This is a genomic window from Saccharopolyspora spinosa NRRL 18395, assembly GCF_000194155.1.
Taxonomy (GTDB): domain Bacteria; phylum Actinomycetota; class Actinomycetes; order Mycobacteriales; family Pseudonocardiaceae; genus Saccharopolyspora; species Saccharopolyspora spinosa.
Map to the genome: position 1 here is coordinate 1,900,647 of NZ_GL877879.1, position 20,494 is coordinate 1,921,140.

13 protein-coding genes are annotated in these 20,494 nt (G+C 68.1%); 4 read left to right on the plus strand and 9 right to left on the minus strand.

Annotated features, from left to right (window positions below; genetic code table 11):
• Nucleotides 1-3: 3 nt before the first annotated feature.
• From ahcY to SSPN_RS0127955, 6 genes are all read right to left on the minus strand, one after another.
• Nucleotides 4-1,464, minus strand: coding sequence for an adenosylhomocysteinase (gene ahcY, locus SSPN_RS0127930; RefSeq protein ID WP_010311525.1), 1,461 nt, complete (start codon nt 1,462-1,464; stop codon nt 4-6).
• Between the two features lie 40 nt (nt 1,465-1,504).
• Nucleotides 1,505-5,071: a methionine synthase gene (gene metH / locus SSPN_RS0127935; RefSeq protein ID WP_010311527.1), complete on the minus strand. Its 3,567-nt coding sequence runs from the start codon at nt 5,069-5,071 to the stop codon at nt 1,505-1,507.
• A gap of 19 nt (nt 5,072-5,090) precedes the next feature.
• The gene (locus SSPN_RS0127940) at nt 5,091-6,065 is read right to left on the minus strand and encodes a carbohydrate kinase family protein (RefSeq protein WP_010311529.1); all 975 of its coding nucleotides are present in this window, start codon (nt 6,063-6,065) and stop codon (nt 5,091-5,093) included.
• Nucleotides 6,066-6,200: 135 nt separating this feature from the next.
• On the minus strand, nt 6,201-7,352 hold the full coding sequence (gene metK, locus SSPN_RS0127945; protein WP_010311531.1) for a methionine adenosyltransferase: 1,152 nt from the start codon (nt 7,350-7,352) through the stop codon (nt 6,201-6,203).
• Between the two features lie 180 nt (nt 7,353-7,532).
• Nucleotides 7,533-9,236: a glycine/sarcosine N-methyltransferase gene (locus tag SSPN_RS0127950; RefSeq protein WP_010311533.1), complete on the minus strand. Its 1,704-nt coding sequence runs from the start codon at nt 9,234-9,236 to the stop codon at nt 7,533-7,535.
• A gap of 750 nt (nt 9,237-9,986) precedes the next feature.
• Nucleotides 9,987-11,723: an AMP-binding protein gene (locus tag SSPN_RS0127955; protein WP_010311535.1), complete on the minus strand. Its 1,737-nt coding sequence runs from the start codon at nt 11,721-11,723 to the stop codon at nt 9,987-9,989.
• Nucleotides 11,724-11,924: 201 nt separating this feature from the next.
• On the opposite strand from SSPN_RS0127955, the gene SSPN_RS0127960 reads away from it, so the two are divergent.
• The 3 genes from SSPN_RS0127960 to SSPN_RS0127970 all read left to right on the plus strand — a co-directional run bounded on the left by SSPN_RS0127960 (nt 11,925) and on the right by SSPN_RS0127970 (nt 15,906).
• Entirely contained in the window at nt 11,925-13,751 is a 1,827-nt protein-coding gene (locus SSPN_RS0127960) for a glycoside hydrolase family 2 protein (protein ID WP_010311537.1), read from the plus strand.
• Between the two features lie 129 nt (nt 13,752-13,880).
• Nucleotides 13,881-14,909: an aldose 1-epimerase family protein gene (locus SSPN_RS0127965; RefSeq protein ID WP_010311540.1), complete on the plus strand. Its 1,029-nt coding sequence runs from the start codon at nt 13,881-13,883 to the stop codon at nt 14,907-14,909.
• Between the two features lie 157 nt (nt 14,910-15,066).
• Complete coding sequence (locus SSPN_RS0127970) at nt 15,067-15,906, plus strand: alpha/beta fold hydrolase (RefSeq protein WP_029535782.1); 840 nt, start codon at nt 15,067-15,069, stop codon at nt 15,904-15,906.
• Nucleotides 15,907-16,146: 240 nt separating this feature from the next.
• Here the strand turns inward: SSPN_RS0127970 and SSPN_RS0127980 are convergent, their stop codons facing one another.
• Nucleotides 16,147-17,028 (minus strand): alpha/beta hydrolase-fold protein, encoded by an 882-nt coding sequence (locus tag SSPN_RS0127980; protein ID WP_237710759.1) that lies wholly within the window; start codon nt 17,026-17,028, stop codon nt 16,147-16,149.
• Nucleotides 17,029-17,346: 318 nt separating this feature from the next.
• Here SSPN_RS0127980 and SSPN_RS0127985 point away from each other — a divergent pair, with 318 nt between their 5' ends.
• On the plus strand, nt 17,347-18,891 hold the full coding sequence (locus tag SSPN_RS0127985) for an acetolactate synthase large subunit (protein WP_010311546.1): 1,545 nt from the start codon (nt 17,347-17,349) through the stop codon (nt 18,889-18,891).
• A gap of 114 nt (nt 18,892-19,005) precedes the next feature.
• On the opposite strand, the gene SSPN_RS0127990 is transcribed toward SSPN_RS0127985, so the two are convergent.
• Together SSPN_RS0127990 and SSPN_RS46180 are read right to left on the minus strand one after the other, a co-directional pair.
• Nucleotides 19,006-19,656, minus strand: a complete 651-nt coding sequence (locus tag SSPN_RS0127990) for a LuxR C-terminal-related transcriptional regulator (protein ID WP_010311548.1) — start codon at nt 19,654-19,656, stop codon at nt 19,006-19,008.
• A 17-nt stretch (nt 19,657-19,673) separates the two neighbouring features.
• Nucleotides 19,674-20,252, minus strand: a complete 579-nt coding sequence (locus SSPN_RS46180; RefSeq protein WP_010311550.1) for a sensor histidine kinase — start codon at nt 20,250-20,252, stop codon at nt 19,674-19,676.
• Between the last annotated feature and the right edge of the window lie 242 nt (nt 20,253-20,494).

The following is a 20,494-nucleotide window of genomic DNA, read 5'->3' on the forward strand; positions in this document are numbered from 1 at the left end:
ATCTCAGTAGCGGTAGTGGTCGGGCTTGTAGGGGCCGTCGACGTCGACACCGATGTAGGCGGCCTGCTCCTTGGAGAGCTTGGTCAGCTTCACACCCAGAGCGTCCAGATGCAGACGAGCCACCTTCTCATCCAGGTGCTTGGGCAGCACATACACCTGCTTGTCGTACTCACCCGGCTTGGTGAACAACTCGATCTGCGCGATCGTCTGGTTGGTGAAGGAGTTCGACATCACGAAACTGGGATGCCCCGTAGCATTGCCCAGGTTCAGCAACCGGCCCTCAGACAACACGATGATCGAATGCCCATCCGCGAACACGTACTCATGGACCTGCGGCTTGATCTCCTGCTTACGGACACCAGGCGTTTTCTCCAACCCCGCCATGTCGATCTCGTTGTCGAAATGACCGATGTTGCCCACGATCGCCTGGTGCTTCATCCGCGACATGTGCTCCGCGGTGATGATGTCGAAGTTCCCCGTCGTCGTGACGAAGATGTCAGCGATCTCCACGACATCATCCAGCGTGGTCACCTGATAACCGTCCATCACCGCCTGCAACGCGCAGATCGGGTCGATCTCGGTCACGATCACCCGCGCACCCTGACCCCGCAACGACTCCGCCGAACCCTTACCGACATCACCATAACCACACACCACCGCGACCTTGCCGCCAATGAGCACATCCGTGGCACGGTTGATGCCGTCAACCAGCGAGTGCCGGCACCCGTACTTGTTATCGAACTTCGACTTCGTCACCGAGTCGTTGACATTGATCGCCGGGAACAACAAATCCCCCGTCTTGGCCAGCTCATACAGCCGGTGCACACCGGTCGTGGTCTCCTCCGTCACACCCCTGACCTCACCCGCGATCCTCGTGAACCGCTTGCCATCCGCGGCAACGCTGGCGCGCAGCGTCTCCAGAATGACCCTGTACTCCTCCGGGTCATCCTCGCCAGCCTGCGGCACCACCCCAGCCGCCTCGAACTCCACACCCTTGTGCACCAACAACGTGGCGTCACCACCATCATCGAGGATCATATTCGGACCCTCACCACCACCGAACTGGAACAACTGGTCCGTGCACCACCAGTACTCCTCCAGCGACTCACCCTTCCACGCGAACACCGACACACCCGCAGGCGCCTCCGGCGTCCCATCCGCGCCCACCACAACCGCAGCGGCAGCCTCGTCCTGGGTCGAGAAGATGTTGCACGACACCCACCGGACCTCAGCACCCAACGCGACCAGCGTCTCGATCAACACCGCCGTCTGCACCGTCATATGCAACGAACCCGCAATCCGCGCACCCCTCAACGGCTGCGAAGACGCATACTCCCCACGCGTCGCCATCAAACCCGGCATCTCATGCTCAGCCAACCGGATCTGATGCCGCCCGGCCTCAGCCAACCCCAAATCCCGGACAGCGAACTCCAGGCCGTTGACCTTCTGCAACTCGACGCTCATAACTACCTTTCTCTACTTTCCGGATTCAGACAGGCAGGAATCAGGTGTTGAAGTACTTCGCCTCTGGATGGTGGGCGACGATCGCGTCGGTGGACTGCTCGGGGTGCAGCTGGAACTCTTCGGAGAGCACCACGCCGATGCGCTCGGCCTCCAGCAGGTCGACGATCTTCGCCCGGTCCTCGATGTCCGGGCAGGCGCCGTAGCCGAAGGAGTACCGCGCTCCGCGGTAGCCGAGTTTGAAGAACTCCTGCACGTCGGCCGGGTCCTCCTCGGCCACCGAACCGCCCGAGGACCACAGAAGCTCCCGCCGGATGCGGCGGTGCCAGTACTCGGCCAGCGCTTCGGTGAGCTGCACGCCCATGCCGTGCACCTCCAGGTAGTCCCGGTAGGCGTTCTTGGCGAACAGCTCGTTGGCGAAGTCGGCGATCGGCTGACCCATGCTGACCAGCTGCATCGGCAGCACGTCCACCTGGCCTGTCTGCTCGGCCTGCTCCCGCGACCGGAAGAAGTCCGCCAGGCACAGCCGCCGGTCGCGCTTCTGCCGCGGGAAGAAGAACCGGTGCCGCTCCGGGGCGTCCGGCTCTTCCTTGTCCAGCACGACGAGGTGGTTCCCCTCGGTCACGCACGGGAAGTAGCCGTAGACCACGGCCGCGTGCTGCAGGATGCCCGCGGTGGACAGCTCGTCGATCCAGTGCCGCAGCCGCGGCCGGCCCTCGGACTCGACGAGTTCCTCGTAGGACGGTCCCTCGCCCTTCTTCGCGCCGCGCAGGCCCCACTGGCCGAAGAACGTGGCCCGCTCGTCCAGCAGCGCCAGGTAGTCGGCGACCGCGATGCCCTTGACCACTTTCGAGCCCCAGAACGGCGGCGCCGGCACCTGCGCGTTCGCGTCCACATCGGACCGCGTGGTGTCGGTGTACTCCGGCTCCGGCCCCTGCTCGGCCTTGCGCTTCTCGGCGATGCGCAGCGACCGCTCACGACGAGCCTTGCGTTCGGCCTTCTTCTCCCGCTCGGCCGCATCGTCGGCAGGCGCGTCACCGCGCTTGACGGCCATGATGCGGTCCATCAGGTGCAGGCCTTCGAAGGCGTCCTTCGCATAGCGCACATCGCCCTGGTAGACCTCGTCCAGGTCGTTCTCCACGTAGGACCTGGTGAGCGCCGCCCCGCCCAGCATCACCGGGTACTTCCCGGACATCCCCCTGGAGTTGAGCTCCTCCAGGTTCTCCTTCATGATCACGGTCGACTTCACCAGCAGCCCGGACATGCCGATGGCGTCGACCTTGTGCTCCTCGGCGGCTTCCAGGATGGCGCTGATCGGCTGCTTGATGCCGATGTTGACCACGTCGTAGCCGTTGTTGGACACGATGATGTCGACCAGGTTCTTGCCGATGTCGTGCACATCGCCCTTGACCGTGGCCAGCAGCAGCTTGCCCTTCCCACCGGAGTCGTCCTTCTCCATGTGCGGTTCGAGGTTGGCGACAGCCGCTTTCATCACCTCGGCGGACTGCAGCACGAACGGCAGCTGCATCTGCCCGGAACCGAACAGCTCGCCCACGACCTTCATGCCGGCCAGCAGGTTCTCGTTGATGATCTCCAGCGGCGGCTTCTCCGCCATCGCCGCGGCCAGATCCGCTTCGAGCCCGTTGCGCTCACCGTCGACGATCCGCCGCTCCAGGCGTTCGAACAGCGGCAGCTTCGCCAGCTCCTCGGCGCGCGAGGCGCTGCTGGACTTCGCGGTCTTGCCCTCGAAGAGCTCCATCAACTTCTGCAGCGGGTCGTATCCCTCGCGGCGCCGGTCGTAGACCAGGTCTAGCGCGGCCTGCCGCTGCTCCTCATCGATCTTGTTCATCGGCAGGATCTTCGAAGCGTTCAGGATCGCGGTGTCCAGGCCAGCTTCCCGGCATTCGTTGAGGAACACCGAGTTCAGCACCTGCCGCGCCGCCGGGTTGAGCCCGAACGAGACGTTCGACAAGCCGAGCGTCGTCTGGACGTCTGGGTGGCGCTTCTTGAGCTCCCGGATCGCGTTGATCGTCTCGACGGCGTCCTTGCGGACCTCTTCCTGACCCGTGGTGATCGGGAAGACCAGGCAGTCGATGATGATCGAGGACTTCTCCAGGCCCCAGTTGGTGGTCATGTCCTCGATCAGCCGCTCGGCGACCCGCAGTTTCCACTCGGCGGTGCGCGCCTGGCCTTCCTCGTCGATGCAGGTCACCACGACGGTGGCACCGTGCTCAACCACGAGCCTCATCACGCGCTCGTACCGCGAGCCCGGCTCGTGACCGTCCTCGTAGTTCACCGAGTTGACCGCGCACCGGCCGCCCAGGTGATCCAGACCGGCCTCGATCACGTCCGGCTCCGTGGAGTCCACCATGATCGGCAGGGTCGAGGAGGTCGCCAGGCGCGACGCCAGTTCCCGCATGTCGACCGTGCCGTCGCGGCCGACGTAGTCCACGCACAGGTCCAGCATGTGGGCGCCCTCGCGGGTCTGGGCCTTGGCGATCTCCACGCAGTCGTCGTATCGGCCGTCCAGCATCGCCTCGCGGAACGCCTTGGAACCGTTGGTGTTCGTGCGCTCACCGATGTTGAGGATCGACGCGTCCTGTTCGAACGGCACCGACTGGTACATCGACGAGATCGCCGGGATGTGCTCGGGCTGGCGCACCTTCGGCGGCAGCGACGCGACGGCCTCGGCCACCGCGCGCACGTGCTCGGTGGTGGTGCCGCAGCAGCCGCCGACCAGCCGGGCGCCGAAGTCGTCGACGAACCCGACCAGCGCCTCGGCCAGCTCGTCCGGCTGCAGCGGGTAAACAGCACCGTTGGGGCCAAGCTGGGGCAGACCGGCGTTGGGCATCACCGACAGCGGGATCCGGGAGTTCTGCGCCAGCACCCGCAGGTGCTCGCTCATCTCCGCCGGACCGGTCGCGCAGTTCATCCCGATCAGGTCGATGCCCAGCGGCTCCAGCGCGGTCAGCGCCGCGCCGATCTCGGAGCCGACCAGCATCGTGCCGGTGGTCTCCACGGTGACCTGAGCGATGATCGGCAGCTGACGACCGACCTGGGCCATCGCCCGCTTCGCGGCCACGATCGCGGCCTTGGTCTGCAGCAGGTCCTGCGAGGTCTCCACCAGCACCACGTCGATGCCGCCGTCGAGCATGCCCAGCACCTGCTCGATGTAGGCGTCGCGCAGCACGGTGTAGGGCGCATGGCCCAGCGTCGGCAGCTTGGTGCCCGGACCGACCGAACCGAGCACGTACCGCGGCCGCTCCGGCGTCGAGTACTCGTCGGCGGCCTCGCGGGCCAGTGCCGAGCCCTTCTCCGCCAGCTCCCGGATCCGTTCCGGGATGTCGTACTCGGCGAGGTTGGCCAGGTTCGCCCCGAACGTGTTGGTCTCGATCGCGTCCGAGCCGGCCTCGAGGTAGCCCCGGTAGATCGAGGACACCACGTCGGGCCGGGTCACGTTCAGGATCTCGTTGCAGCCCTCCAGGTTGGCGAAGTCGTCCAACGTCAGGTCGAACGCCTGCAGCGCGGTGCCCATGCCACCGTCGGCGACGAGGACGCGTTCGCCGAGGGCGGTGAGGAACCCGCTCGGATCGTTCTGCCGGTCTGCCATGCCCCTGCTACTCCCGTCCTCAGCGAAGCTTCGGCTGGACCTCGGCCGCGGCGGCGTCGCCGTACGCCTCAGCGATGCGGGCGGCGAACGAGTCGCGCTCGACCTCGTACTCCTGGGGGCCGTCGGTCTCCAGCGAAACTGTCGCCAGCGTGCAGCCGAGCTGCAGCGAGCGCTCCAGGCCGAAGTCGTGGGTCAACCCGGCCAGGAACCCGGCGCGCAACGCGTCGCCGACGCCGGTGGGGTCGCCCTTCTGCTTCTCCTTCGGCGGCGCGACCTCGATGGTCGGCTCGGACTTGGACTCCACCTGAACGCCCTTGGGCCCGAGCGAGGTCACCCAGATGCCGACGCGCTCCAGCACCTCGGTGTGGGTCCAACCGGTGCTCTGCAGCAGCAGGCCGTGCTCGTACTCGTTGGTGAACAGGTACTCCGCGCCCTCGACGAGGTTGCGGATGTCGTCGCCTTCCATCCGGGCGAGCTGCTGGCCCGGGTCGGCGAGGAACCGGTAGCCGCGGTCCCGGCACTCCTGGGTGTGCCGCAGCATCGCGTCCGGGTCGTTGGCGGAGATCACCACGACGTCGAGGCCACCGAGCCGGTCGGCGACCGGCTTGAGCTCGATCTCGCGGGCCTCGGCCATCGCGCCCGCGTAGAACGAGGCGATCTGGTTGTGGTCGGTGTCGGTGGTGCAGAGGAACCGAGCGGTGTGCTTGGTCCCGGAGACGTGCACCGAGTCGGTGTCCACGCCGTGGCGATCCAGCCACGCGCGGTACTCGTCGAAGTCCCGGCCGACGGCGCCCACGAGGGCCGAGCCGACGCCGAGCTGGCCGAGGCCGAAGGTGATGTTGGCCGCGATCCCGCCGCGGCGCACCTCCAGCTCGTCGACCAGGAACGACAGCGACACCTGATGGAGGCGATCAGCGACGAGCTGATCGGTGAACCTACCGGGGTAGGACATCAGATGGTCGGTGGCGATCGAACCGGTCACCGCAATCCGCACTGCATTACTCCTTCACCAGGGTAGTCGGCTGCCGCTGCGGCACCGACCACGAAGCTCTACTGAACCCGGGCCGTCACAACGGACTGCGGGGCGCGCGCCACGCCCCGCAGTACGCCGCCACGGCTTCGGTCATTGTCAGATGCCGGCGGCGCTCTTCAGCGCCTCGGCCCGGTCGGTGCGCTCCCACGGCAGGTCGACGTCGCTGCGCCCGAAGTGACCGTACGCTGCCGTCTGGGCGTAGATCGGCCGCAGGAGGTCCAGGTCACGCACGATGGCCGCGGGGCGCAGGTCGAAGACCTCGTTGATCGCCGCCTGGATCTTGACCGGGTCGACGTTCTCGGTGCCGAAGGTCTCCACGAACAGGCCCACTGGGGCGGCCTTGCCGATCGCGTAGGCGACCTGCACCTCGATGCTCGCGTAGGCGGCGGAGCGGTCGACCTTCGACGGGTCCTTGCCGGAGAACGCGCCGCCGCCGTGGCGGGCCATGCCGCCGTAGGTGTCGACGATGATCTTCCGGCCGGTCAGGCCCGCGTCGCCCATCGGGCCTCCGACGACGAACCGGCCGGTCGGGTTCACCAGCAGCCGGGTGTCGGCGGACTCCAGGCCGACCCGCTGGATCTCCGGGTCGATGACCTTCTCCTTGATGTCCCCGGTCAGCATGCCTTCGAGGTCGATGTCGGCGGCGTGCTGGGTGGAGAGCACCACGGTGTCCAGGCGCACCGGCTGGTCGCCGGCGTACTCGATGGTCACCTGGGTCTTGCCATCCGGGCGCAGGTACGGCAGCACGCCGTCCTTGCGGACCTTGGTCAGCCGCCGCGACAGGCGGGGGGGCCGCGGCAGCGGCATGAACTCCGGCGTGTCATCGCAGGCGTAACCGAACATCAGGCCCTGGTCACCGGCGCCCTGCTTGGCGATCTCGTCGATCACGCCCTCGACGCGGGACTCGTGCGCGACATCCACGCCCTGCGCGATGTCCGGCGACTGGGAGCCGATGGCGACGTTCACGCCGCAGGAGGCACCGTCGAAGCCTTTCGCGGAGGAGTCGTAGCCGATCTCCAGGATCTTCTCCCGCACGATCGTCGGGATGTCCGCGTAGGCGTCAGTGGTCACCTCGCCGGCCACATGCACCTGACCGGTGGTCACCATCGTCTCCACCGCGACCCGCGACCGCGGGTCCTGGGACAACAACGCGTCCAGCACAGCGTCGCTGATCGCATCGCAGATCTTGTCCGGGTGTCCCTCGGTCACCGACTCACTGGTGAACAACCTGCGGTTGATCTCACTCACGACTGCTCCTCACCTCACAGCTGATGCAGCTCTAGATCTTTGCGTACAGTAGTGGCGATTTACGGCACCGGGGGGTCCGATACTGTTCTTGCTCGTCTTGCGGGGCGGTGCCGATTGCGTGCGCGGGCTTAACGGCTGCGCCGCTTCAAGCACGAAGACCAAACCCACCTCGGACACCTCTCATGCTCGAGCGTGGATGATTCCCCAGGCCAAGTTGCCCGCTTTGCCGCCGGCGACCCAGTTCTTCAGACCGGCCTTCATCTTGGTGCGGTACTCGTCGCTTATCCGGTCGGCGAGCTCCGCTTCCTTGCCCTCCAGGACTTCCAGGACCCGCGCGTAGTGCGTCGGCAGGTATTCGGTCAGGTCCTCGAAGTCGAAGTCCTGCAGGCCGAGGCGGGCCAGCTCGCGGCGGTAGAAGCCAGGCGAGCCCATCGTCTCCAGGTTGAGCCGGTCCAGGATCGGCCCGAGGTCCCGCAGCCTGGCGTCGACGGCGGCCATCGGATCGGTGAAGATGAAGGAACCCCCGCCCTTGAGCACGCGGGTCACCTCCTCCAGGACCCGCTCCCGGTCGCCGCTGTGCAGGATCGCATCCTGCGACCAGACGATGTCGAAGGCATTGTCCTGGAACGGAATGTCCTCGAAGGAACCGTCCTTGACCTCGATCAACTCGTCCAGCCCGGCGGCGCGGTTGAACTCGACGTTGCGGGCGTTCTCGACCTCGCTGAGATTCAGGCAGGACACCTTGCAGCCGTAGGTCTCGGCCAGGTAGCGGGCCGCGCCGCCGTAGCCGGAGCCGATGTCCAGGATGCGGGTGTCCGGACTGATCCGGACCTTGGCGGCCATCCGCTCCACGGTGCGCCGCGAGGCGGCGTCGATGTTGTCGTCCGGGGTCTCGTAGAGGCCGATGTGGATGTCGTTGCCGCCCCAGACGTGGTAGTAGAAGTTGTCCGCATCCTCGGAGTTGTAGTAGTCCCGCGCGGTGTGCACCGCGGTCGAGTACACGTCGGAGAGTTCCTCGTCCGGGCGGTACTTCTTCTCGGCCACGTGAATGAAGAAGTCCGGCTCGGTGTCGTGGTAGGTCTCCTGGAAGTCACCGTAGGTGTCGATCCGCTGGAAACCGACTTCGCGCATGAGCCGCCGCATGTAGTTCTTCCGCAGCGGATACATGTTCAGGAAGAATTCAGATCGATCCGGGAACGTGTACTTGAATCGCGCCAGGCCCTCATCGATGTAATCGGGTTCCGCGGAGACGTCTTCGCCGGCGTAGTAATAGGTGTGCTTCGTGGAGAATCCGCTGTCCAGAATCGAATCGTAATTGCGCTGATCGATGATCAGCACGCCGTCGTGCTTGAGCATCGCGTAGAACTCGGCCAGCGCTTTGCGCCGATCCCGTTCGGAGAACAGGTGGGTGAAGGAGTTACCCAGGCAGACGATCGCGTCGTATTCGCCGTGGACGTCACGATTCAGCCAGCGCCAGTCGGCGTGCACCACGCGCAGGATGTGGCCGCCGTAGGTCAACCCGTTGCTGAACGCCTTGGCCAGCATCTGCGGGCTGCCGTCGGCGCTGACCGCCTCGAAGCCCTCCTCCAGCAGTCGCACGGAGTGGAACCCGGTGCCGGTGGCCACGTCGAGGACGGAGCGGACGCCGCGCGCCTTGAGCTGGTCGATGAAGAACGAGCCCTCGCTCTGGTAGCGCTTCTTCCAGTCGATCAGCTCATCCCACTTCTCGACGAAACCGCCGACGTACTCGTGCGTGTAGTGGTCCGATTCGCGCACTTCCAAGGGATTCTCGCCGAACACCTGCTCTTCACGGGCCACCAGATCAGCGGTATCCGGCGATCCTTGGTGCTCGCTCGAAGCAAGGTCGTCCACGCTCTTGGCCATTCTTCACTCCCACCACTCACGTTGGTCATGCGCCGCCGCAAACTCGGATACGCGCAAAAATCCGTGCCCCGAGCTCCTCCCGTGGCCGTGCCGGGTCGCCGCTGCGAAAAAGGCAACACCTGGACCGGCGTGGGCAGCCGAGAAACGCTCAAGGCCGCAACACCTACGCCGATCACCGTCCAGTCGGCACCTTTGCCAACCGGCGCTGACGCGATATTTCTGCGTCGGTTAACCAAACTAGGCGAACGAGATCGCAAAGCAAGCGTACAAACGTGTGACGCTAATCACTAGAATGCGATGATAGCGTGAATCGGATTGTCACCCTGGGTGAATGAATGCGCCGCCACCTGCGCCGATTCAGCGCATTTTGGATAGGTAAAACGATCACGCAAGTGCAAGTCGGCAACGATCTGTGTATACTGGCGCGCGCATCGCGTACCACAACAACTGCAAATTGCACAACCGCGACCGTCGACAAAAGCCTTAAAATTAGGCATCGCGCGGTTGACTTTCTCTTTCGGTCATTCCATCGCGGGATCGAGCACGGATGTTACGGTGCGCGCATCCCGGAAGCGAGCCATTTTCGGCGCCGCCGGAAATCTCGCTCGTCGGCCACCACCCACCGCCCTCCCCCATCAGGCTTGCTCCACGTTCCCCGGTCGAGGCGTCGGCGGAAGAAGCATCGCCGCACCAGCCCCAGGGAAGTGTGGCACGCACCATTGGCGCGTGCCACCGGAGCCCCGCCCGGGCTCAGCCCGTCAGCTCGGGGAAGTCCTCCTCGCGGAATTCCCGGTTTTCACCGGCGGAGCCGCCGTCCGCTTGGTGGAGCTCGTTCTCTCTGCTGCGCAGTTCCACGCGGCGGATCTTGCCGGAGATTGTCTTCGGCAGCTCGTAGAACTCCAGCCGCCGCACCCGCTTGTACGGGGCGAGGTGCTCGCGCGCGAACCGCAGGATGGACAGCGCCGTCGCCCGCGTCGGCTCGTGCCGCCCGGCCAGCACCACGTACGCCTTCGGCACCGCTAGCCGGATCGGATCCGGCGGCGGGACCACCGCCGCCTCGGCCACCGCCTCGTGCTCCAGCAGGACGCTCTCCAGCTCGAACGGCGAGATCCGGTAGTCGGAGGCCTTGAACACGTCGTCGGTGCGGCCGACGTAGGTGATGTAGCCGTCGGCGTCCCTAGATCCGACGTCACCGGTGTGGTAGTGGCCGCCGCGCGTCACCTCGGTGGTCCGGTCGGTGTCGTCGGCGTAGCCGGTCATCAGGCCCACCGGCCGCGGTTGCAGCGCCAGGCAGATCTCGCCCTCTTCGGCCGGCTCCCCGGTGACCGGGTCGAGCAGCGCCACCTCGAAACCGGGCAACGGGCGGCCCATCGAGCCTGGCCGGACGGGTTGGCCGGGGGTGTTGGCCACCTGCACGCTGGTCTCGGTCTGGCCGAAGCCGTCCCGGATGGTCACCGACCACGCGCGCCGCACCTGCTCGATGATCTCCGGGTTCAGCGGCTCCCCGGCACCGACCACTTTGGATGGCGGAGTGGCCAGCGTGCCGAGGTCGGCCTGGATGAGCATCCGCCAAACCGTCGGCGGCGCGCAGAAACTGGTGATCCCGCAACGCTGCATCTGCGCCATCAGCCCGGCGGCGTCGAACCGGGTGTAGTTGTAGATGAACACCGTCGCCTCGGCGTTCCACGGCGCGAAGACGTTGCTCCACGCGTGTTTCGCCCACCCCGGCGAGGAGATGTTTAGGTGCACATCGCCCGGCTCAAGGCCGATCCAATACATCGTGGACAAATGGCCGACCGGATAGGACACCTGGGTGTGCTCGACCAATTTCGGTTGCGCCGTGGTACCGGAGGTGAAGTAGAGCAGCATCGGATCTTCGGCGCGGGTGGGACCGTCCGGGGCGAACTCATCGTCGGCACCGGCACTGTCCGCATAGGACTCCCAACCGGCCACCGGCTCGCCGACGGCGACGCGCGTGTAGCCGCCGGGCACGTCGGCGAACTTCGCCGCGTCGGCCGCCGTGGTGACCACGTGCCGGGCCCGGCCGCGGTCGATGCGGTCGCGCAGGTCCGCCGGGCCGAGCAGCGGGGTCGCGGGGATGATCACCGCGCCCAGCTTCATCGCGGCCAAAATCGTCTCCCACAGCTCGACCTGGTTGCCGAGCATCAGCACCACCCGGTCACCGCGGGACACGCCCAGCCCGCGCAGCCAGTTGGCGACCTGGTTGGAACGGCGCGTCATGGCGCGGAAGGAGACCTGGTGCTCGCTGCCGTAGGCGTCGACGATCCACAGCGCGATAGCGTCCCGCCGTTCGCCGATCGTGTCGAACCAGTCCAACGCCCAGTTGAACTCCGCCGGCCGCGGCCATTCGAATTCGCGGCGCGCGGTGTCGTAGTCCTCGCGGTGTCGCAGCAGGAAGTCCCGGGCGGTGCGGAACACCCCGGTCGCGGCGCCTTCCTGTGCTGTGGAATAACCGGTCACGTGCACACCCTCCTGGACTCGGCAGCTCGCGCCCATTGCTTGAGCGGGCCAACAACGTAACCTCGCGAGCCCTACCGATCCATGCCGGTTGCTCCGATTTGCGGGCGCTCTTTCGGCCGCGTTGACTGTGCGTGCGTTCATGGTCATTGTTGTCGGCTGATGGTGATTGCTCTTCGCCTTCTTCGGCAAGTCGGTCTGGAGGCAATCGTGTTGCTGCGAGCCCTGCTGCTCACCACGCTGTTGGCCACCGCCTCCGGGACCCCCGCGCCCGCCGCCGATTCCGCCGCGGCCCCCGACCCGTGGCGCCCCAAGCCCCCGCCGCTGACCACGCCGTGGACCGACCAGGTCGGCCCGGACAACGCCCTCCCCGAATACCCGCGCCCGCAGCTGACCCGCGAGCGCTGGCTGAACCTCAACGGATTGTGGTCCTACGGCGGCGGATCCACCCCGCCGACCGCGGCGACCGAGCAGATATTGGTGCCCTATCCCCCGGAGTCCGGGCTTTCCGGCATCCAGCGCCACGACGACCACATGCTCTACCGGCGGACCTTCGAGGTGCCGCGGGACTGGTCCGGGCAGCGGCTGCTGCTGCACTTCGGCGCGGTGGACCAGAAGGCCGAGGTGTCGGTCAACGGCCGGACCGTGGCGATTCACGAGGGCGGCTACACCGAGTTCAGCGCCGACATCACCGACGCGCTCCGCCCCGGCGCCAAGCAGGAACTGGTGGTGGCCGTCGAGGACCGCAACGACGCCAACCCCTACCCGGTGGGCAAGCAGCGCAACAAGGCGGGCGGGATCCTCTACACCGGCGCATCGGGGATCTGGCAGACGGTCTGGTTGGAGCCGGTGCCCGACGCGCACATCGCCAAGCTCGACATCAACCCGGATCTGCGCGGTTTCGACCTGACCGCCCGGACTTCGGCGCGCGCCGGAGAACGGGTCGAGGCGGTCGTCTTCGACGCCGGGGGCAACGAGGTGTCGCGCGCCAGCGGCCCGGCCGACACGGCCCTGCGGCTGCCGGTGGCGGATCCGCACCTGTGGACCCCCGACGACCCCTACCTCTACGACATCGCGGTCCGGCTGGTCGGCGCCGACGGCCGCACCCTGGACGAGGTCGGCAGCTACGGCGGGCTGCGCACCGTCGAGCTGGTCGACGACTCGCAGGGGCGACCGCGGATGGCGCTCAACGGCCGGATCCTGTTCCAGCACGGGCCGTTGGACCAGGGATTCTGGCCGGACGGGATCTACACCGCGCCGACCGACGAGGCGCTGCGGTTCGACGTCGCCGAGACCAAGCGGCTCGGGTTCAACATGGTCCGCAAGCACGTGAAGGTCGAACCGGCCCGCTGGTACTACTGGACCGACCAGCTGGGCCTGCTGGTGTGGCAGGACATGCCATCGCTGCCGATCGACCTCGCCGACCCGCCGGGCAGCAACCCGCCGCCGGGCGAGGAGGCCCGCGCGAACTTCCGCGACGAGCTCACCGCGATGATCGACCAGCTGCGCAGCGTCCCCTCGATCGTGGCGTGGGTGCCGTTCAACGAGGGCTGGGGCGAGTTCGAGACCGCCGAGGTCGCCGAGCTGGTCCGGCGCACCGACCCGACCCGGCTGGTCAACGCCAACAGCGGCGTGAACTGCTGCTACTCGCTGCCGGACACCGGCTCGGGCGACATCTACGACGACCACACCTACGTCGGTCCGGGCAGCCCGGAGGTGCGCGGCGAGCGGGCGTCGGTGGACGGCGAGTACGGCGGGCTGGGGCTGGTCGAGGAAGGCCACCTGTGGCCCGGCCAGCCGGGCGCGTACGAGATGACCAACAGCCGCGCCGAGCTGACCGACCGCTACGCCGAGGTCAGCCGCGACCTCGCCCGCATCGTCGAGATTAGCGGGCTGTCCGCGGCGATCTACACCCAGACCACGGACGTGGAGAACGAGGTCAACGGGTTCTTCACCTACGACCGGCGGATCCTCAAGCCCAACCCGGACGTCGTCCGCGCTCACAACCTCGCGGTGATCGACGCGGGTACGCCGTGACGACTGGCGGACGGGATCGCCACCGACCAGCGTGGAAAGCGATCATGACGCTCGGCCACGTTCCACGGAGGAACGCCCGCCACCCGGGGTGAATTACCGCGTAATCACGCACCTTCCAGGAGGTTCAGGATGCGACGCTTCACCCGGCGGGCCGCGCTCGCCACCGCTGCGGGCGCGACGACCGCCGCCGCCCTCGCCGGCCACGCCACGGCGCAGCCATCCGGTTCCGGTGGAGCGGGAGGCCGGCAGACCGCGAACGGGCGGCTGTACGAGATCCGCTCCGGGCGGCAGCGGGCGACGATAGCCGGGGTGTCGGCGACGCTGCTGTCGTGGCAGGTCGACGGCGTGGAGATGCTCCTGACGCACCCCGCCGACGAGGTCGGCGAGGGCTACCAGGGCAAGACGATCCTGCCGTGGCCGAACCGCATCGACCACGGCCGCTACACCTTCGGCGGCGAGGAGTTGCAGGTCGCGATCAACGAACCGAAGCGCGATGCGGCTCTGCACGGGCTGATGAGCTTCGTGGAGTGGCAGCCGGTGCGGCACCGCGCCGACGGCGTGGTCCTGGAGTACCTGCTCCCGCCGGACTACGGCTACCCGTTCCGGCTGGCGTTCCGCATCGAGTACGCCGTGGACGATTCCGGGGTGCGCAGCACGCTCAGCGCGATGAACGTCGGCGACGGTGCCGCGCCGTTCGGCACCGCCAACCACACCTACCTCGCTGCTGGCGGGGACCGCATTGACGGCATCGTCTTCGAGCTGCCCGCGGACGCCTACTACGTGGTCAACGACCGGCTGATCCCGACCGGTACCGCCCCGGTCGAGGGCACCGAGTACGACTACCAGTCGCCGCGACGAATCGGACCGACCGAAATGGACACGGCCTTCACCGGGCTGCGCCGCGGATCCGACGGCAACGCCGTGGTGCGGTTCGCCCGCCCGGACGGCGTGACTGCCGAGCTCTGGGTCGACCGCACGCACGGCTACCTGCAGGTCTACACCGACGACAGCCCGTCGACCGACCGCCCGGCGCGGGCCGGGATCACCGTGGAGCCGATGACGTGCGCGCCGAACGCGTTCGTCACGGGCGATGGCCTGATCACCCTGCGGCCGGGCGAAACCCACCGCGGTACCTGGGGTTACCGCATCGCGGGCTGACGGAGCGCCGGCTCCTACCGGCCGTCCACGCCGTGGGCCTCGCGCCTCCGGCGTTGACCGGTGAACCGGAGAAGCTGAACTTATCTGTTCAAGCGGCCGGGTCCGCGTCGCTTGGCAGGCCGTGATCGGCCGATTCACCGGCCAGTACAGTGGACGGGTGGCCGAGTACATCCAGATTCCGACTCCTGCCGGGAAGTTCGACGCGCTGACCGCCGGTCCCGAGGACGGCCGCCCGGTACTGCTACTGCACGGTTTCCCGGAGGCGGCGGTGCAGTGGAGTGAACAGCTGTCGGTGCTCGGCGGCGCGGAGTGCTTCGCGGTGGCGCCTGATCAGCGCGGCTACTCCCCTGATGTGCGCCCGGAGCAGGTCGCCGACTACCGGTTGGAGTTGCTCGTCGACGACGTGCTGGCGATCGCCGAACACTTCGGCTGGCAGCGCTTCGACCTGGTCGGCCACGACTGGGGTGCCGCCGTGGCGTGGGCGACCGCCGCCGAGCACCCGGACCGGGTCCGCACCCTGACCGCGGTGTCGGTGCCGCACCTGGACGCATTCGGCGAGGCGATGCGTACCGACGAGGACCAGCACCAGCGCTCGGCGTACATCCAGGCGTACCGGTCCTCCGCCGCGGAGAAGGCCCTGCTGGCGGACAACGCCAAGAAGTTGCGGCAGATCTACTATCCGGGCGTGCCCCAGCACCACGTCGACGACTACGTGCGGCGGTTCATCGAGCCGGGCGCGTTGCAGGCGGCGCTGAACTGGTACCGCGCGCACCGCTTCGACAACCACAAGATCGGCCCGATCACCGTGCCGACGCTGTACGTGTGGAGCACCGAGGACGTAGCGATCGGCTCAACGGCGGCGCTGGCCACCGCCGAGCACGTCACGGGCCCCTACCGCTTCGAGATGTTGGAAGAGGTCTCGCACTGGATTCCGGAAGAAGCCCCGGAAACCCTCACCCGGCTCCTCCTCCAACACCTGGTCACTCACCAAGTGTGAGTCGTGAACCTGGGACGACGGAGGCAGGCCGCAAGCCGGGCGTCACATCGCTCGTCTGATCGGTTGATATGACGAGCGACTTGATTCGCCGCCGGGATCCGCATGGCCGCAGTCGCCACCGAGACCGTTATCGCCATCAGCGGTGCCGTCACTACCATCGCCACCGAAGCGCAGCATTCTTTCATCCAGGGTCTGGATCAGTACGCCCGTTCAATGCCGACGGAGCAAGCGGCGAGGCGTTCAGTGGAGGCCGGGTAGCGCGTCGGCGAGGAAGGTGACGAATTCGGGGCCGATGACCTCGAAGACCGACGGGTCGTGACCGCCCGGGAGGACCGAGACCACCGGGGTGTTGGGGTATTCGTCGACCAGGCGGTTGATGCCGTCCAGGAACGGGTCCTCGTCTCCGGTCCACACACCGACCGGCACGCCGCCGAGATCTCCCAGGCGGCGCAGCGGGTCCACTGCGGACCAGTCCTCCTCGGTGGCGAAGGCTTCCTTCTCCCGCATGGCTTCCCAGCTCACCTGCAGGGCCGGGGCGACCTCCGCGACCGCCGCGACCGGGTGACCGGCCAGGTTGCGGTCGGCGGCGTAGTTCAGCGCGCCGAAGCCGCCGGTGGAGATGCCCGCGACCGCGAAGGGCCGGCCGCCGGCGTCGCCCATGCCGTGCTCCCGCAGCCAGCGCGGGAGTTCGTCGTGGAGCAGGGCGGCCAGGTCGCCGTTGGCCGATCCGTCGTTCCAGTACGGGTTGTAGCCGCCGTCGACGACGGCGAAGCCGAAGGCGGGGATGGAGCCCTCGCGGTACAGCCGTTCCAGCGACGCGAGCGTGTCGTACGGGATCGGGGTCGGCCAGACGCCGTCGCGGCCGTGCAGGTAGAGCACCATCGGGAGGTCCGCTGTGGACTCCAGCCCATCCGGGTACGCGAGGTAGAGCCGCACTGGAGCCCGGCGGTGCTCGGAGTACACGTGCTCGGTGCGGATCACCGGCATGTCGTGTTCGGACAGTGCCGGCTCCACCACCGGGGCCGGTGACGACGCGTCGTGAAGTGGCGGCGCTGCGCAACCGGCCAGGCCTGCGACCAGCAGCACCGCAATCAGCAGGCGGCGGGAGATCCGTTCGCGCACCACGTCTCCTCCACGGTCCGGTTGGTCCAGTTCGACACCTTAGGACCTGTTTCCGAAAACGTTTCGCGTGGGTGGTCGCTCAGCGGAGGCTCGGGCGATGTCCGGGCGGACGCGCCTGACCAGGGCCGTTGTCGGCGAAGGACGTCCGAGAACCGGTGGCCGCGCCAGTTGGCGGCGGCTTCGCCGCCTCGGAGGCAGTGCCCTCGAGCAGTCTTCGTGCCCCCGCTCGGCGTTTGCTCGGACTGCGGGTGGCGGCGAGCATGGCAGCGAGATACGTCCATGCGGACGGCATCGGAGCGAGATGCTTAGGAGCGGCACGTGAAGGGTTCCGAGAGCCTGCTGGCCACGGCGACCGCGGCCGGCGTCCAGGCCTGCTTCGCAAACCCCGGCACCACCGAGATCCCCCTCGTCGAGGCGTTCGACCAGGTCCCCGGTGTGCGCGCGGTGCTGGCCCTGTCCGAAGGCGTGGTGACCGGCGCTGCCGACGCCTATGCGCGCATGACGGGCATCCCCGCGATGACCCTGCTGCACCTGGGCCCCGGATTCGCCAACGGCATCGCGAACCTGCACAACGCGCGGCGCGCCCGCACCCCGATGATCAACATCGTCGGCGAGCACGCCACCTGGCACCAGCCCGCCGACGCCCCGCTGAACAGCGACATCGAGTCCCTGGCCCGGCCAGTGTCCGGCTGGGTCGGCCGCACCACCTCGGCGGCCAGCACCGCCGTCGAGTTCGTCGAGGCCTACCAGGCAACGCTCCAGCAGCGGCTGCCCGCCACCCTCATCGCCGCCGCCGACCACATGTGGGGCCAGGGCGGAATGCCCGCGGAGGTCCCTGCCCCACCGGGTCGGCCGGTGGTCGACGACCAGCAGGTCGCCGCGATCGCGAAGCTGTTGTCCAGCGGCCGCAGGCGACCGGCCCTGCTGTTGGGCGGGCACGCGCTGAGCGCCGAAGGCATCCGCACCGCCGCGCGCATCGCGTCGACCGTCGGCGCCGAGGTCCTGGCCGAACGCTCCTTCGCACGCATCGAACGCGGCCCGCAGATCCCGCCAGTGCGGTCGCTGCCGCACCTCCCGGCGGACGTGATCAAGGCCCTCGACGGGTTCTCGCACCTGGTCCTGGTCGGCGCGCGGACGCCGGTGGCGTACTTCGGGTACCGCGGCATGCCGAGCTTCCCGCTACCCAACGACCTCAAGGTGCACACGCTGGCCGACACCGACCAGGACGCCGTCGAAGCACTGCGCGCGCTGGCGGATGCGACCGGCAGCACGGCGGCCGATCTGCCGAGCGCCGAGCGGCCGCAGGTGCAGTCCCCGGAAGGGCCGCTGACGGCGGCGAGCATCGCGTCGGCGATCGTGCTGACCCAGCCCGAGCACGCGATCGTGGTCAACGAAGGGGTGTCCTCCGGGGCGGCGTACCCGGCGATCGCCGCTGCCGCGCCACCGCACACCGAGCTGACCAACACCGGCGGCGCGATCGGCATGGGCATTCCAGCGGCCACGGGCGCCGCGATCGCCTGCCCGGACCGCGCGGTGATCAACTTCCAGGCCGACGGCAGCGCCGCCTACACCGTCCAGGCGCTGTGGACGCAGGCCCGCGAGAGCCTCGACGTCGCCACGGTGATCTGCGCGAATTCCCGCTACCGGATCCTGGAAGCCGAGCTCCAGCGGGCGGGCGCCGACGAGCTGGGCACGGTGGCGGCGAGCCTGACCAGCCTGGCGGATCCCGCAGTGGACTGGACGGCGGTCGCGCGAGGCTTCGGCGTGCCCGGCAGCCGAGCCACCACCGGCGAGGAGCTGCTCGACGCACTCCGCAGGGCGCACGCCGAACCAGGCCCCCACCTGATCCAAGCCGTGCTGTAGCGCCTGGCGATTTCGCGCGAAATCGCCAGGGCACCAGGTGCTCGGGGCCTGGGTGGGAGCCGACCGTGAGTCCCTTCGGACGCGGGTCCAAAGGGACTCACGGACCCCCAGTCATCAACCCGCGACGAGCATCCGCTCGTCGTCGAGCAAGCCGTGGCGTATCGCGAACGACGCCGCCTCCAGCCTGGAGTGCACCCCGAGCTTGGTCAGCACCGACTGCACGTGCGTTCGCACCGTCGTCGGCGCCACCCCCAGTTGCTTGGCCATCGCCATCGTGTGCGCACCGTCGACGAGCAGCCGCAGGCATTGCCGCTCCCGCGCGGTCAGGTGCGACGCCAGCCGCAGGGCGTCCGTTGTACCGGCCAGGCGGGGCGCCCGCGAGGCCGCCAGCTCGACGACGGCCTCGCCGTCCATGACCCCGCGGATCGCCCCGGCCAGCACCGACAGCCCGCACATCTTGTGCACGTACCCCGCCGCCCCCTTGGCCAGCGCATCGCGCATGCCCCGGACATCACCGTCGGCGGTGAGCACCAGAAGCCTCGTTCTCCCGCCTGCGTTGAGGATCTCGCCGATCGCGTCCAGCCCGTCGTCATCGCCGAAGTAGCGGTCCAGCAGGCAGACGTCGGGCTGATGCTCCCGGACCGCCTCGACGACGCCTGCCACGTCGTGTGCGGTTCCCACGACGTGGCAACCGTGCCGTGGCAGCGTCGCGACCAGCGCATCGACGAAAATCACGTGATCGTCGCCGAGTACCAGATCGACCATGTTCTCGTTCCCCCCGCTCAGGCCGCGCAGCCGGACGGGAACACCAGCACGGCACACGTGCCCCGGCATGGCTCCGAGTCGATCTGCAGGTCGGCCCCGCAGCGCTGCGCCAGCGCCAGCACGATGCCCAACCCGAGCGATGACGCGCCCTGCGGTCCGTCCCCGAAACCCGGCCCGTCGTCGGTGATCTCGATGCGCACCTCGCCGAGCTCGCCGCGGCGAACCGCCACGGCGACCCGGCCGCCGCGCCCGGCGGCGCGCACCGCGTTGTCCAGCAGGTTCGACACCATCCGCCACAGCAGCGTCTGGTCGGTGCGCATCCAGACGTCCTCGTCGGTGTGCAGCGAAATCTCGGCCTGCCCGGCCAACGATTTCACCGCGACGAGCTGGGTCAGCAGTTCGCGCGGCGCGAAGAGCTCCTCGCTCGGCTGCCCGGCCCGCAGGGCCACCAGCTCAAGCAGCCGGTCCAGCTCCAGTTCCATCAGTTGCAGCCGGTGCGCCGCATCGCCGGGCAGCGCCGGGTCGCCGCGCAACCCGTCCGCGAGATAGGACAGCGTCGCAAGACCGTGCCCGAGATCGTGCAGCAGGCTGTGCAACTCCGCGCCACCTCGCGAACCTGGGCCCCGCGTCCGCTGGTGTCCAGGCGCCCTCGCCGAATCGGTAATCGTGTGCACCGCGACTCCTCTCCCCCAAAACAGCAGTCTGTGCCTACCCGGCAAATCGGATGCAGCGGGCGCGGCGTTGCACCTGCTACCCGAAGGGGACCTCGACTACTCCACGTGCAGCAGGCGTCCACACGACAGGCGCGGGGAAGTACTGTTCCTGCGGTAACCCCGCT